We start from the raw sequence: 13,786 nt of genomic DNA on the forward strand, positions 1-13,786 counted from the left end.
AAAGCAAAACGAAAATAATAAGAAAAAGGCTAATGTAGAAGAGGTAATTTAGTGTAATTGGTCAAAAATCGCTGAAATCTGCTGTAATTGGTTATTTTTTAAGATTTATTCGTTGCATTGAAGTTAAAGTGTAGTATATAATAAAAAAAGTTGCTATTACCATATGAGGTTTTGCATAAAATAAGGGGTGATTAAATGGAAAGGGTAAAAATGGAGGAAATATTGTCGGAAGAACTAGAGGCAGTTTCAGAAGAATCCATGGAAAAATCAGCAGGGTACTATGTGATGAAGAGAATCATTGATCTGGTATTATCTATAATTGGTATTGTTGCACTGAGTCCGCTGATGATTTTGACGGCTATAGCCATTAAACTGGATTCCAAAGGCCCTGCCATTTTTTCGCAGAACAGAGTAGGTAAGGATGGCAACCTATTTAAGATGTACAAGTTTCGGTCTATGGTTATTAATGCTGAGGAGCTAAAGGACAAGCTCCTGGATAAAAATGAGATGTCAGGTCCCATGTTTAAGATGAAAAATGACCCGAGAATCACCAGAATTGGAAAGTTCATCAGAAAGACAAGTATTGACGAGCTTCCCCAGCTGTTTAATGTAATCAGAGGGGACATGTCCCTGGTAGGACCAAGACCAAATCTGCCCAGGGAAGTGAAGGAGTTTAATGAGTATCAGAAGAAAAAGTTACTGGCCAAGCCAGGAATTACTTGCTACTGGCAGATTATGGGCAGAAGCAGCATAGGCTTTGAAGAATGGATGGAACTGGATATTAAGTATATACGGGATAGAAGTATCTGGCTGGATATAAAACTTATATTCAGGACGTTTTTTGTGTTGTTTGGGGATAAGAATGCGAGGTAGAGTAAAAGTACTTGAAATAAGAAAGTAAAAAGTGAAGTTAATTAGAATATTGTGGGGGTATAGTATATGAATATTGTAGTAGCTGGTACGGGATATGTTGGATTAGTGACTGGAGCTTGTTTGGCACATGTAGGACATACCGTTACTTGTGTGGATATAGATGAAAAAAAGTGAACAAAATGAAGCGGGGAATTTCACCAATCTATGAGCCAGGTTTAGATGAGCTGCTTAAAAAAAACTATAAAGAAAGAAGGCTGGATTTTACTACAAATTACTCTGAGGCTTATAGAAATGCAGATGTTATCATCATTGGAGTAGGCACGCCTGAAAAAGAAGATGGTTCTGCTAATCTAGATTATATATATACAGTTGTTGAGCAGATTGCTGAAAATGTAGAAAAAAATTGTCTTGTTGTTTTAAAATCTACGGTTCCTATTGGAACTAATGATGAAATAGAGGAATATATAAATAAGATAGTAAAAAATAAGGTGAAAATAGAATTAGCTTCAAATCCTGAGTTTTTGTCTCAAGGCACAGCTGTGAAAGATACACTTCAGGCACACAGGATAGTGGTAGGTGTGGAGTCGAAAGAAGCTGAAGCAATTATGAGAAGTATATATGAACCTTTTAACCAGCCAATAGTTGTAACAAATAGAAGAAGTGCTGAAATGATAAAGTATGCTTCGAATGACTTTTTAGCGCTTAAGATATCTTTTATTAATGAGGTAGCAAATTTATGTGAGCTAGTTGGTGCTGATGTTGAGGATGTTGCGAAGGGGATGTCCTTTGACCCTAGAATTGGTGACAAATTTTTAAAAGCTGGTATTGGATATGGTGGATCTTGCTTTCCAAAAGATACAAAGGCTCTTCATTGGTTAGCTGAAGATCATGGTTATGAGATAAAGACTGTTAAAGCTACTATAGAGGTTAATGAAAATCAAAAATTTAGATTGATTAAGAAAGCTAAAAAGCGTTTTAAGAGATTTTCAGGGCTGAAGGTAGCGGTATTAGGACTAACGTTTAAGCCAGGAACAGACGATCTAAGAGAGTCACCATCAATACCTAATGTGCGAATGCTATTAGCTGAAGGTGCTAATATATATGCCTATGACCCAATCGGAGCTGATGGATTTAGGAAGTTGTTTAATGGTAGAATTAATTATGTTAATAACCCTGAAATGGCTTAGTAGAATGCGGATGTTGCATTTATTTTTACCGAATGGGAAGAAATAAAGAGTATACGGCTATGTAGATATAAGGAGCTAATGAAGGAAGCAGTAATATTTGATGGCCGTAATTGCTACAGTTTGATAGAAGCTGAACGATCAGGGGTAGAATATTATTCTGTTGGAAGAAAAACAATAACATTAAGTAAAGATAAATTAGCGTCGATGGAGAATCATATATAAATAGCTTTAAATGATATTTATATAATACATTAGTTTAAATAAATTTTAAAGAAATTGGAAGGAGAGTATTTTTTTGAAGAAGGCACTTATAACAGGAATTACAGGACAGGATGGCTCATATTTAACGGAGTTATTATTAGAAAAAGGATATGAAGTTCATGGAATAATAAGGAGACACAGTACAATCAACACTAAGAGAATTGATCATTTATTTGAAGATAAGAATATAGGCAATAAGAGGTTATTTTTACATTACGGGGACTTAACGGATTCAAGTAATTTAAATAGATTATTAGAAAAAATTAGACCAGATGAAATATATAATTTAGCAGCTCAATCTCATGTTCAGGTTTCCTTTGAAGTCCCTGAGTATACTGCAGAAGTAGATGGAGTGGGTACATTAAGGTTACTAGATGCAATCAGAGAGACTGGTGTGAAATGTAAGTTCTATCAAGCGTCAACTTCTGAGTTGTTTGGTGGTCTTCCAGATACAGCGCCACAAAGCGAAAAAACTCCTTTTTACCCAAAGAGCCCATATGGAGCTGCTAAACTATACTCATATTGGATTACTGTAAACTATAGAGAGTCATATAATCTATTTGCTTGTAATGGAATATTATTTAATCATGAGTCTCCAAGAAGAGGTGAAACTTTTGTTACTAGAAAGATAACAAGAGCCGTAGCAAGTATTATGGCTGGTAAGCAAGAAAAGCTATCCTTGGGTAATTTAGATGCTAAAAGAGACTGGGGCTTTGCTGGGGATTATGTAGAAGCAATGTGGCTGATATTACAGCAAGAAAAGCCGCAAGACTTTGTAATAGCAACAAATGAGACTCATACTGTTAGAGAATTTGTAGAATTATCATTTAAGGAAGTAGGTATCGAAATTGAATGGAAGGGGACAGGAGTCGACGAGAAAGGATACGATAAGTTTACCGGTAGATTACTTGTTGACGTTAATCCTAAGTATTTCAGACCTGCAGAGGTTGAGCTTTTATGGGGCAATTGTACAAAAGCGGAGAAAGAACTTGGATGGAGAAGAAAAGTTGATTTTAAAGGATTAGTTAGTATGATGGTTGATGCGGACATGAAAGAAATTGCTGGCATAGGAACGAGGGAGTTTTTAGGTAAAAAAGAAGCTGCACTAACTAGGTAAGAATAGTTTTTGGCTCAATCTGTATAATTCATGAACGTACGAGTGCATAAATATAACAATCGTATATAATTCTTGATAATAAATGGATTAATTATGTTTTGTAGCAGTATTTTTATGATGTAAGTTTAATTTTGTGATATACTCTTTGGATAATTATAGTTCAAAGAGTAGTCTTATTCTATGGAAGATATTTTCAGTTAGTTTAATGTGACTGATTAATATATCTTTGTCACTGTATTATCATATAGTCTATCTCATAACGCTGTGAAAAGGTAAAATTATTTTTATCAAATAAAAATCTATATTAAGGGTTACCTTATATAAAAAATTGATTTTTTGTACTAATCGCTCTGCGCATATATAACCAGTGTACTTGGAGTTCTTTAAATCTATAAATGATTAAAATCGCATGAATAAATTACCATGCATAAAAATTGAGCAAAATAAAAACATTTATACAGTTCCTTGTTATAATTAAGTTACCACACAAAACATAACAAAGGAGAATGTATAAATGCTTGAGAACTTTATTATAACAGCTTCATCATCCATAATCAAATTCCTTTTAAAGCTAGATTTGGACTTATTTCTCACAGCATCTCAGTTAAAACATGTCATAGCATTTATCAGTGCTATGGTACTAAGAGGTTATGATGGAAAGGTTTCTGCTATCGCAGAACTCTCCTCTCATAGGCATCGGACCTCCGTAGGGCACTTTTTAAGTAAGAGCCCATGGAAAGAGAAACTTGTAATGGAATCTTTGAAGGAGCATGTTATAAAGCGTATACGGAAACTCTCTGAGACTACAGGCAATCCTATCTATGTGATTATTGATGATACCATCTCTGAAAAGACTGTGCCCTCGTCAAAGGCGAAATGTCCTACAGAAAAGTGTGGATTTCATAACTCACGCTTAAAAGGTAAGACTGTGTATGGTCAACAGATGGTTACTGTAATGCTAAGGTGTGGTAATACAGTGCTACCATATACCATAGTTCTCTACGATAAAAACAACATGAGCAAAATTAAGATAGCTGAAGAAGTTATTAAGAATCTGCCGTTTCCCGTAAATAAAGGTTATGTTTTGTGTGATAGTTGGTATAGCTGTAAGGCTCTTTTCGAGGCGTCAGCAGAGAGAAGGTATACTTACATTGGTGCCTTAAAAACGAATAGAGTTATCTATCCTAAAGGCCATGAAAGACTAGGAATAAAACTTCACGCCTTTGCCAAAACACTTACTCAAGAAGATGTCAGCCTTGTTACAGCCCGCAAACATGAGTACTATGTTTATACTTACAAAGGTAAACTTAATGACCTTGAGGAAGCTACTATTATTCTAAGCTGCCCCAAAAACGACATTTTCAACGAAAAGGCCTTAAAAGCATTCATAAGCCTTGATAATACCTTAGATACTCTCGATATATTAAACCACTACGTTTACAGATGGCCTATTGAGATATTTTTTAGAGAGAGAAAAAGGCACCTTGGTCTTGATGAATATCAAGTTAGAAGCGAAAGCGCCATTAATAAATATTTTGTTCTTCTTATGCTTACCTATACTTATTGGGGGCTTGAGGTTAGTTTAGATTTCTTAAACTTTAGTAAAGGAATAAAGTCTGCTCGTAAGAAGGTCCAGCAAAGTAAAGTCGCATGGATACATGAGCAATCAAAGGCCGGTGTGCCTTTGGAACAAATTTTTCAAGCTCTAAAAATTGCCTAGGGAGAGTCTAACTAATTTTTGTGGTAAATAACTCTATTAAATTTGCTCATTTATAGTTTAAATGAAGTAGTTTCTATAAATTGGATTATAGAAATTTATGAACTCTTAACATAAAATAAACTTAATTTTAAGGATGTGAAATGATGAAAAAAGATTCTAAGATTTATGTAGCGGGTCATAAAGGTTTGGTAGGGTCTGCTATTGTAAGGAACCTAAGAAGTAAAGGATATTTAAATGTAATTGGAAAATCCCATCAAGAACTTGATTTAATAAATCAAGGTGAAGTAAGAAATTTTTTTGAAGAAGAGAGGCCTGAATATGTTATTTTAGCAGCTGCTAAGGTTGGGGGAATACATGCTAACAATAGTTATCCAGCGGATTTTATTTACGATAACTTAATGATACAAAGTAATATAATAAAGGCAGCTCATGATTTTAAAGTTAAAAAGCTGTTGTTTTTGGGGAGCACATGTATTTACCCTAAGATGGCTCCACAGCCAATAAAGGAAGAATATCTTTTGTCTGGTTATTTAGAGGAAACAAATGAAGCTTACGCTGTGGCAAAAATTGCAGGACTTGAAATGTGTAAGTTCTTTAAGAGACAATATGGGGATAATTTCATAAGTTGTATGCCTACTAATCTATATGGGCCTAATGATAATTTCGACTTAAATAATTCTCATGTATTACCAGCATTAATTAGAAAGTTTCATGAGGCTAAGGTTAATAATGAACATAATGTTGAGGTATGGGGAAGTGGCAAACCGTTAAGGGAGTTTTTACATGTTGACGATATGGCTGATGCATGTGTTTATTTAATGAAGAATTATAATGGCGAGGAACATGTAAATATTGGTACTGGTGAGGAAGTATCAATTTTTGAACTAGCGAAGTTGGTTAAAAAGGTTGTAGAATTTAATGGAGAAATAGTGTTTGATTCTAGTAAGCCTGATGGTACGCCAAGGAAGCTAACTGATATAACAAAACTTCATTCGCTAGGATGGAAACATAAAATAGATTTAGAAACTGGTGTTAGGCAAACATACGAATGGTTTGTAGAAAATAAAAATATTTTCATATAACATATGGAGAGTTAATGTGAGTAAAAAGTCTTTAAAAAAGAATTTCATTTTTAATTTAATCTTTACCTTAATGAACATAATCTATCCTATTATTACATTACCGTATGTATCTAGAGTGCTTATGGCTGATAATTTAGGAAAGGTAAATTTAGCTATATCACTTATAAATTGGCTTATAATTATTGCTTCAGTAGGTATTCCAACATATGGAATTAGGGAGATTGCGCGGGTTAGGGAAGATAAAAGGAAATTATCAAAAGTTTTTTCAGAATTAATGATAATTAAATTTTTCGCAACAGTTTTCACCGTGATTGCTTATGTTACATTATTATTATCAAATGAGAAATTTAGTTCTGAGCTTTCTTTATATATTGTCACTGGGCTAAATTTGTTTTTAAACATCTTTTCTATGGATTGGTTTTACCAAGGGATAGAGGAATACGGATATATAACTAGTCGCAGTATAATACTAAAACTTATATCTTTGATTTTAATGTTTATTACTGTAACTTCAAGTGAAGATTATGTTTATTATGCAATTTTAAGTGTTTTTGCTAATAGTTTTGGAAATATTATTAATTTTATTTATTCTAAAAGGTTTGTGAAGATTGTATTTAAAGATATTAATTTTATGTATCATTTGCAAAAGATAAAATTTTTTTTCTTCGCAAGTTTAGTATTTAGTATTTATACGCAATTTGATTCGGTTATATTAGGATTTTTTAAAAGTAATACGGCTGTAGCATATTATACAAGAACAAAACAAGTTATAAATTTAGGTTTGATTTTTTCTTCTTCGCTGACTCAAGTTATGTTACCGAGAGTTTCATATTTATTTCAGAAAAATAAATATGAATATAGGAAGGCTATTGAAAAATCGGTTGATTATGTATATATTATCTCGATTCCCCTCACTAGTGCAGTTATTGTTTTATCGCATGAAGTAATGATGGTGTTAGGAGGTAGCGAATTTATTAATGCAAAATACAGCTTGCAAATCGCAGGTGTCGTAATAATTGTTAATTCTTTAGGAACTTTGATGTATTCACAGGTGTTATTACCTACTGGTAACGAATCAAAAAGTTTAAATGTTCATTTGATAACTGCATTTATTAGTCTTTGCCTAAGTCTATTGTTAATTCCTAATTTATCTTATATTGGTGCTGCAATTGTATATACTTTATCTCAGCTATTCGGTAACTTTTATGGGGTCTATATATCTAAAAAAATAAGTAATATCAGACTTCTAACAAAATCTTTACTAAAATATTTTTTTGGTACCATTATGATGACTTTAACGATTTTAATTGTAAAACATTATTTCATAGATTATTTACAAGTTTTGATTATTTCTTGTGTCCTTGGAATAATCACTTATTTTACTATATTAATTATTTTAAAGGAAGAGCTTACAATTTATATACTTAGAAGTTTGTTTTCAAAGTTTAAAAATAGAATTTTAAGTAGGTGAAAAAATGAATGACAAGTATTTAATTACTGTGGTTACGGTTTGCTATAATAGTGAAAAAACAATTAGAGATACGTTCGAGAGCTTGTTGAATCAAACTAATAAGAATTTTGACTATATAGTTGTAGATGGTAAATCAACAGACAATACTTTAAATATTATCAAAGAATATTTACCAAAATTTGATGGTAGGATGAGATATATCTCAGAGAAAGATAATGGGATTTATGATGCAATGAACAAAGGTATAAGTTTATGCTCTGGAGATTATATTGGAATAATTAATAGTGATGATTGGTATGAGACTGATGCAATTGAAAATATTATTAATTCGATTAATGATAATCCTGAAGTCGATTTGTTTTATGGCTTAATTAGATTGATAAAAGATGGAAAGGAATATATGATAAGAAGGAATAATTATGACTTTATTAATGAAATGAATGGTTTGATACAACACCCTACATGTTTTGTAAAAAGAAAAGTATATGATAAATATGGAGTATTTAATACAAAATATAAAATTTCTGCAGATTTAGATTTAATGTTAAGATTAGTTAATAATGGAGTAAAATACAAACCAATAGACAAAGTAATTACCAATTTTAGAATTGGGGGAGCCTCATATCAGAATGATAACTATACAGAATTAATTGATATAATGTATCGTAACGGTTTTATATCACGAAAATGTATGATGAAGAAGTTAGCATTTAATAAGATAAAAAATATAATTGGCTTTTGGAGGAATAATGAAAGTTATTAGTATAATTGACACATCAGTTTGTGAGTATAATTTGGGAAACCAAATCATTATGGAATCGGTATATAGGGAATTAAATGAATTGTTTCATGAGGACTTCTTTTATAATATACCCTATCAAATAATTAAGGGTAAAAGTTTAAAAGTATTAAAAAGCAGTAATTTTAAATTCTTTGGAGGTACGAATTCTTTAAGTAGCTTTATGAATAAGTACAAACAATGGGATGTTAATTTATATAATTATAGATATGTAAGTGGACTCATACTAATTGGGCTTGGGTGGTGGCAATATCAGGAGGATCCTAATCTATACACTAAGTTCCTTTTAAAAAAGACTCTAAGTTCAGAATTTTATCATTCTGTTAGAGATTCATATACCGAAAAAAAACTATCTAATTTAGGAATTAAAGTTATAAATACGGGCTGCCCAACGCTATGGGCTATTGATGATAATACTTTGAAAAAAATAAATAAAATTAAATCTAAAAACTTAGTTTTGACATTGACTGATTATAATAAAAAACCGTTATTAGATAAGCAATTGGTAGAATGCTGCATTAAAAATTATGATACAGTATACTTATGGCCGCAAGGTGTTGGTGATTATTCATATATTAAGGATTTAGGATTTGAAGGTAAGTTATCCGTATTAGCACCTAAATTACACGATTTTGATAAAATTCTGGAAGATGGGGATATAGATTATATAGGTACTAGGTTACATGCTGGAATAAGAGCAATACAGAAGTCTCGAAAGGCAATAATTATTGGAATAGATAACAGAGCAAAAGAGATGGGGCAAGATTTTGGTCTTCCAATAATTTCAAGAGATGATGTGAGAGAATTAGAAAAGAGAATCCATTCTGATTACTTATTAAACTTAAAAATTCCATTTGAGAATATAACAAAATGGAAAAAACAATTTAAGTAATAAAAAAAGGTGATAGAAATGAAAGTTATTCAAATAAACACGCAAGATATAGGTGGAGGTGCAGAAAAAGTAGCCTACCAAATCACAAATGAATTAAGTAAAAAAGGGATTCAGTGTAATTTACTAGTTGGTAAAAAAATAGGTAATAATGATAACTGCTACGATTTGAAATTAAGTTTTTTTGAGAGAGCATATTCAAAAGCTATACGAGAGATATTTAGTTTACAGGGATCATTTTCTCACTCTGTTTCTAAAAGAGTATTAGATAAAGTTAAGAATTATGATATTGTAAATTATCATAATTTACATGGCAATTATTTTAATATAAAAGACGTAAAAAGAATTGCTGAGGAGATTCCTACTGTATGGACGCTCCATGATATGTGGGCTTTTACTGGCAGATGCTCATTTGCATATGATTGTGATGGATGGATATATAATTGTGGTAAATGTGGAGATAAACTGAAAAATCACCCGAGTATGAACTTTGATAATTCAAGATATGTGCTTAATTTGAAAAAAAAGAATTTTACAAATAAAAATATTCATATAGTTACTCCCTCTAAGTGGCTTAAAAATCTAGCTGAAAAGTCTATTTTGAAGGATTTAGATATCAGAACTATCCATAATGGTGTAGATATAGATACTTTTATATATAATAATAAAAGTGAATTAAGAAATAAATATGGTTTAGATATAAATAAAAAATATATTCTTTTTATATCAGCTGATATAAATGATCCTAGAAAAGGATTTCGACATTTAGTGAATGTATTAAATAAGTTAAAGAATAAGCAAAATATCGTATTATTAGTAGCAGGGAAATTGTTTGATGAAAGTCAATTAGAAAATGAATTTATGATACGCCAATTTGGATATATTACCGATGAAAAAGATTTAAATGAAATATATTCTTTAGCAGACATATTTGTTATGCCAACTCTATCAGAAAATTTCCCATGTACAATTATAGAGTGTATGGCTTCTGGTACGCCAGTAGTAAGTTTTAATGTAGGTGGGATTAGTGAACAGATAACTGATGAAACCGGATGGTTAGTTGAAAAGGGTAACGAAAAAGAGTTACAGAGCGTAATTGAAAGAGCATTAAATGATGATAAAATGCTGAAAAATTACTCAATAAATGCCAGAAATCGAGTCGTTGAGAAGTTTTCATTACAAACATGTGTAGATAATTATTTTAATTTATATAAAGAAATTCTAAGTGATCAATACTTAATTTAACATAACATGATTTGAAAGCTCTTCGTATGATTAAAAGTTATTCTACGAAATTATTTATCCTATAGATATGAGCATAATTAAATAAAAAATAGAACAACAAAAGTTAAATTATTACAATTTTTACTAAGCGTAGCCTAACTATCTAAAATGGAACTTAAATTGAAATGAGAGAAACAAAAAAAGGGTAGACTATCCCCTTGGTGAAATGGATGCTTAAAAATTTTGATATAACTTAGTTTAAGCTGTTCTTTTTAATCCCGATAGGGATTTGTATTTATCAACACAACCAGATTTTATAGCAGCAATTGCAATAGTTAAAAGGCAAATATGTCCCATTGTATTTAAATTAGTAACAGAGTTAATATTTCTAACATAAGCTTGCTCGGTATTTAGATTCTTCCACCTAGAATTGTATCTTTCAGACTCAGTTCTAAGGCTGTATATTTTTTTAAAAAATATAGAATCACGATTTATAGAGGATCTATAGTCAGTTCCGATGCTTATGTATTTTACACAACCTCTGTTCTTCTTACCATTAAAGAATTTTTCGTGTTTACATGGACATAAAGAATCATCTTTAGAAGTCCTAAACGGACAGCAAAACTTTTGTTTAATATATGAATCAAAATATTGTTTGCCATCTTTATGCATTGCTAATCCGGCATCGCATATTACATTGCCTGTTGATGTTAAGTTTTTAGGTTTTGACCCACGTTTATTTAATGCAATGAAGGCATGGCCTTTAAGGGTATTACGAATAAAATCATGATTTTGCTTTGAGTCATAACCTTTATCAGCAATAATATAACTACCTTTTAGTGGAAACCACTCATTGGTATCAGAAAGTATTTCTGTAAAGTTAGAAATTTCATTAACATCAGCGGTTGTAGTAAATTCAGCAATTGGGAGACCGGAGATAGCATCACAAATAACATGATTTTTATATCCCCAGTAAAATTCACATTTTTTCTTTGAATTATTGGGTTTATCTTAGAAAACTTGAACATTCATAGAGTTATTAGCAGTATGAACACCTAATTGAGTAAATTTCATATTTTATAATCATTGATTTTACTAACTTTTTTATTATTCAAAAAGGAAATTCACCCCAAAATGTCGAATATTTAAGTATCACCAAAAATACACAACAAAGAGGAGTGAATACTTATGTATATTCGACAAGAATGCCTATTTTCCTTTGAAGAAATAATAAAATTACAACCTAAAACTAGGCTTGAATTAATTCTAGCCCAACTAGATTTTTCAAATGTATTAAATGGTTTAGCCCAGCTACACGCTACGCGTGGCCCGAAAGGGCATAATGAGCTAGCACTATTGTATGCTTTAGTTGCTATGCAAGTTGAAAAAATTAAATATTTTAATAAGTTAGTCGATAGACTTAAGACTGATCCTATATTTAGGTATAATTGTGGTTTTAACATTTTAGAGAAAACACCTTCAGCATCAACCTTTAGTAGATTTTTAACTAAGCTATCCAAAATACCTTCATTGGAATATGACTTCGATTGTTTAGTTAAAAAGGCCATTAGTATAGGAATTGTTGATGGTTCAAATGTAGCAATCGATTCTACTAAAATTGATTCTTTTGAAAAAGCTAGACCTAAATCCAAACTTAAGAATGATGCTGTTTCTCCAAACTGGGGAGCTAAGAACGATACTGATGGTAATAAAATACGTTGGTTCGGATTTAAGCTTCACATACTGGCAGATTGCAAGAGTGAACTACCCTTAAGCATATTGCTATCTCCCGCTAGTTATAGTGATGGAGATTTAGCTATTCCGCTGATAAAAAAGTTCATCACCAACTACTCTGGAGTTTTGAGTCCTAAGCATTTTATTATGGATAAAGGTTATGATTTTCAAAAGATTTATGATTATGTTACTCACGATGTTAAAGCACAACCAATTATAGCTTACAATCCTAGGGCACAGTATGCTCCACCAGAAGGATTTAATGAGAAGTTTGAACCCATATGCTCAATGGGATATCCATTAACTTACTGGGGAAAAGATGGTGACTACCTTAAATTTAGATGTCCCCAAGCAACCGGTAAGGTTAATTGTCCATTTGGAACAAAGCATTGTAGCAATTCAAACTATGGATTTTGCCTAAAGGTAAACTATAAAGAGAATAATAGGTATTACTCTTATCCTCTTAGGAGCAGTGAAGATTGGCAAAAACTCTATAATCAACGCACCTCTATCGAGAGGTGTAACTCAAGATTGAAAGAGTACCTAAATGTTAATAATCTGCGTTCAGCAGGTATTAGAAAAGCAAAAGTTGTAGCTCTACTAAACTGTATGGCTTTAGTAGCAGGCACTATTGCTGTTAATCAGAAGTCTAACGACTTAAATTTAAAGCAAGCAGGATAAATTTATTAGTTTTAAAAGTTATCCACAGGTGCAATAGCACCTTGGCTTTGCTATTATCTTTTTCTGAACAAAATAGTTAATTATTAACAAAAAGTAATGATTTTTAAATATAATTGAGGAAGTTTAATTGTGCAATTTCCTCAATTTACAATCTTTATCAGAAGAAGGATGATTATTTTTAGAAAATTTGTTATTTGCGAAGCATTTAGGATTATTAAATTTAGTATTAGCCTTAACAGGAGTGGCATCAACTGATATAAAGTTGTTGTCAATAAAACCAAGTTCTTTAAGAATATTAACTTGGTGTTTCATGACTTCTTTAAGATAAGAATTAGATAAATTTTTTATAAATCTCTGAAAAACCGAGTATGAAGGTAAAGGTTTAAAAATATTGAAACCGCAAAGCTGAGCAATTATTAGATTATTTTCTAGAAAATCTTTAAGGTCAGTAATTTGGGCAAATTTTTCACATTTCATGACAATGAAAGCTCTAAAAAGAGCATGACGTGAAAACCCAGTAGGACCATATTTTGAAGGTACCCTATCGGGTAATGAAGATAAATCAAGATTATCGAAGATTTTTGTATAAAAATTGATAAGCTTTTGAGAAGTAAAAAGTTCAATTATGTTAAAGATTTCTTGACGTTGGTACATAGAGATTTCCTCCTTATTGTTTTTATATTATGTGTGGTTATATAGTATAATTCGACAAAAAGTGAGGAAATCCTATGACATATATTTGAGTGAT

10 protein-coding genes and 2 pseudogenes are annotated in these 13,786 nt (G+C 31.3%); 10 read left to right on the top strand and 2 right to left on the bottom strand.

The features are described 5' to 3' along the window. The first annotated feature begins 195 nt into the window (after positions 1–195). From FHY60_RS04155 to FHY60_RS04195, 9 genes and pseudogenes are all read left to right on the top strand, one after another. Entirely contained in the window at positions 196–873 is a 678-nt protein-coding gene (locus FHY60_RS04155) for a sugar transferase (protein WP_139903722.1), read from the top strand. Positions 874–939: 66 nt separating this feature from the next. Next, positions 940–2,282 (top strand): annotated as a pseudogene (locus FHY60_RS04160) (UDP-glucose dehydrogenase family protein). A gap of 73 nt (positions 2,283–2,355) precedes the next feature. Then, the gene (gene gmd, locus FHY60_RS04165) at positions 2,356–3,438 is read left to right on the top strand and encodes a GDP-mannose 4,6-dehydratase (protein ID WP_139903724.1); all 1,083 of its coding nucleotides are present in this window, start codon (positions 2,356–2,358) and stop codon (positions 3,436–3,438) included. 514 nt (positions 3,439–3,952) lie between these two features. Then, complete coding sequence (locus FHY60_RS04170) at positions 3,953–5,158, top strand: IS701 family transposase (RefSeq protein WP_139903726.1); 1,206 nt, start codon at positions 3,953–3,955, stop codon at positions 5,156–5,158. Between the two features lie 143 nt (positions 5,159–5,301). After that, positions 5,302–6,240 (top strand): GDP-L-fucose synthase, encoded by a 939-nt coding sequence (gene fcl / locus FHY60_RS04175; protein ID WP_139906284.1) that lies wholly within the window; start codon positions 5,302–5,304, stop codon positions 6,238–6,240. A 16-nt stretch (positions 6,241–6,256) separates the two neighbouring features. After that, positions 6,257–7,711, top strand: coding sequence for a flippase (locus tag FHY60_RS04180; RefSeq protein ID WP_139903728.1), 1,455 nt, complete (start codon positions 6,257–6,259; stop codon positions 7,709–7,711). 4 nt (positions 7,712–7,715) lie between these two features. Then, positions 7,716–8,474 carry a glycosyltransferase family 2 protein gene (locus tag FHY60_RS04185; RefSeq protein ID WP_139903730.1) on the top strand — a complete coding sequence of 253 codons (759 nt, stop codon included), beginning with the start codon at positions 7,716–7,718 and terminating at the stop codon, positions 8,472–8,474. Beyond that, positions 8,461–9,402, top strand: a complete 942-nt coding sequence (locus FHY60_RS04190) for a polysaccharide pyruvyl transferase family protein (protein WP_139903731.1) — start codon at positions 8,461–8,463, stop codon at positions 9,400–9,402. The genes FHY60_RS04185 and FHY60_RS04190 overlap by 14 nt, the downstream gene beginning before the upstream one ends. 18 nt (positions 9,403–9,420) lie before the next feature. Continuing rightward, positions 9,421–10,644, top strand: a complete 1,224-nt coding sequence (locus FHY60_RS04195; protein WP_139903733.1) for a glycosyltransferase — start codon at positions 9,421–9,423, stop codon at positions 10,642–10,644. Positions 10,645–10,881: 237 nt separating this feature from the next. On the opposite strand, the pseudogene FHY60_RS04200 reads toward FHY60_RS04195, so the two are convergent. Continuing rightward, positions 10,882–11,604: pseudogene (locus tag FHY60_RS04200) on the bottom strand (transposase); the annotation flags it as partial. A 207-nt stretch (positions 11,605–11,811) separates the two neighbouring features. Here FHY60_RS04200 and FHY60_RS04205 point away from each other — a divergent pair. Continuing rightward, positions 11,812–13,038 (top strand): transposase, encoded by a 1,227-nt coding sequence (locus tag FHY60_RS04205; protein WP_139903735.1) that lies wholly within the window; start codon positions 11,812–11,814, stop codon positions 13,036–13,038. Between the two features lie 123 nt (positions 13,039–13,161). Here FHY60_RS04205 and FHY60_RS04210 read toward each other — a convergent pair whose 3' ends face one another. Continuing rightward, entirely contained in the window at positions 13,162–13,692 is a 531-nt protein-coding gene (locus FHY60_RS04210) for a transposase (RefSeq protein WP_139903737.1), read from the bottom strand. Positions 13,693–13,786 lie beyond the last annotated feature (94 nt).

Source organism: Clostridium thermarum, from assembly GCF_006351925.1.
Lineage (GTDB): Bacteria > Bacillota > Clostridia > Clostridiales > Clostridiaceae > Clostridium_AU > Clostridium_AU thermarum.

Coding starts and splice junctions, on each gene's coding strand:
- FHY60_RS04155 (WP_139903722.1), top strand. CDS start 196: ATGGAAAGGGTAAAAATGGAGGAAATATTGTCGGAAGAACTAGAGGCA.
- FHY60_RS04170 (WP_139903726.1), top strand. CDS start 3,953: ATGCTTGAGAACTTTATTATAACAGCTTCATCATCCATAATCAAATTC.
- fcl (WP_139906284.1), top strand. CDS start 5,302: ATGAAAAAAGATTCTAAGATTTATGTAGCGGGTCATAAAGGTTTGGTA.
- FHY60_RS04185 (WP_139903730.1), top strand. CDS start 7,716: ATGAATGACAAGTATTTAATTACTGTGGTTACGGTTTGCTATAATAGT.
- FHY60_RS04190 (WP_139903731.1), top strand. CDS start 8,461: ATGAAAGTTATTAGTATAATTGACACATCAGTTTGTGAGTATAATTTG.
- FHY60_RS04195 (WP_139903733.1), top strand. CDS start 9,421: ATGAAAGTTATTCAAATAAACACGCAAGATATAGGTGGAGGTGCAGAA.
- FHY60_RS04205 (WP_139903735.1), top strand. CDS start 11,812: ATGTATATTCGACAAGAATGCCTATTTTCCTTTGAAGAAATAATAAAA.
- FHY60_RS04210 (WP_139903737.1), bottom strand. CDS start 13,692: ATGTACCAACGTCAAGAAATCTTTAACATAATTGAACTTTTTACTTCT.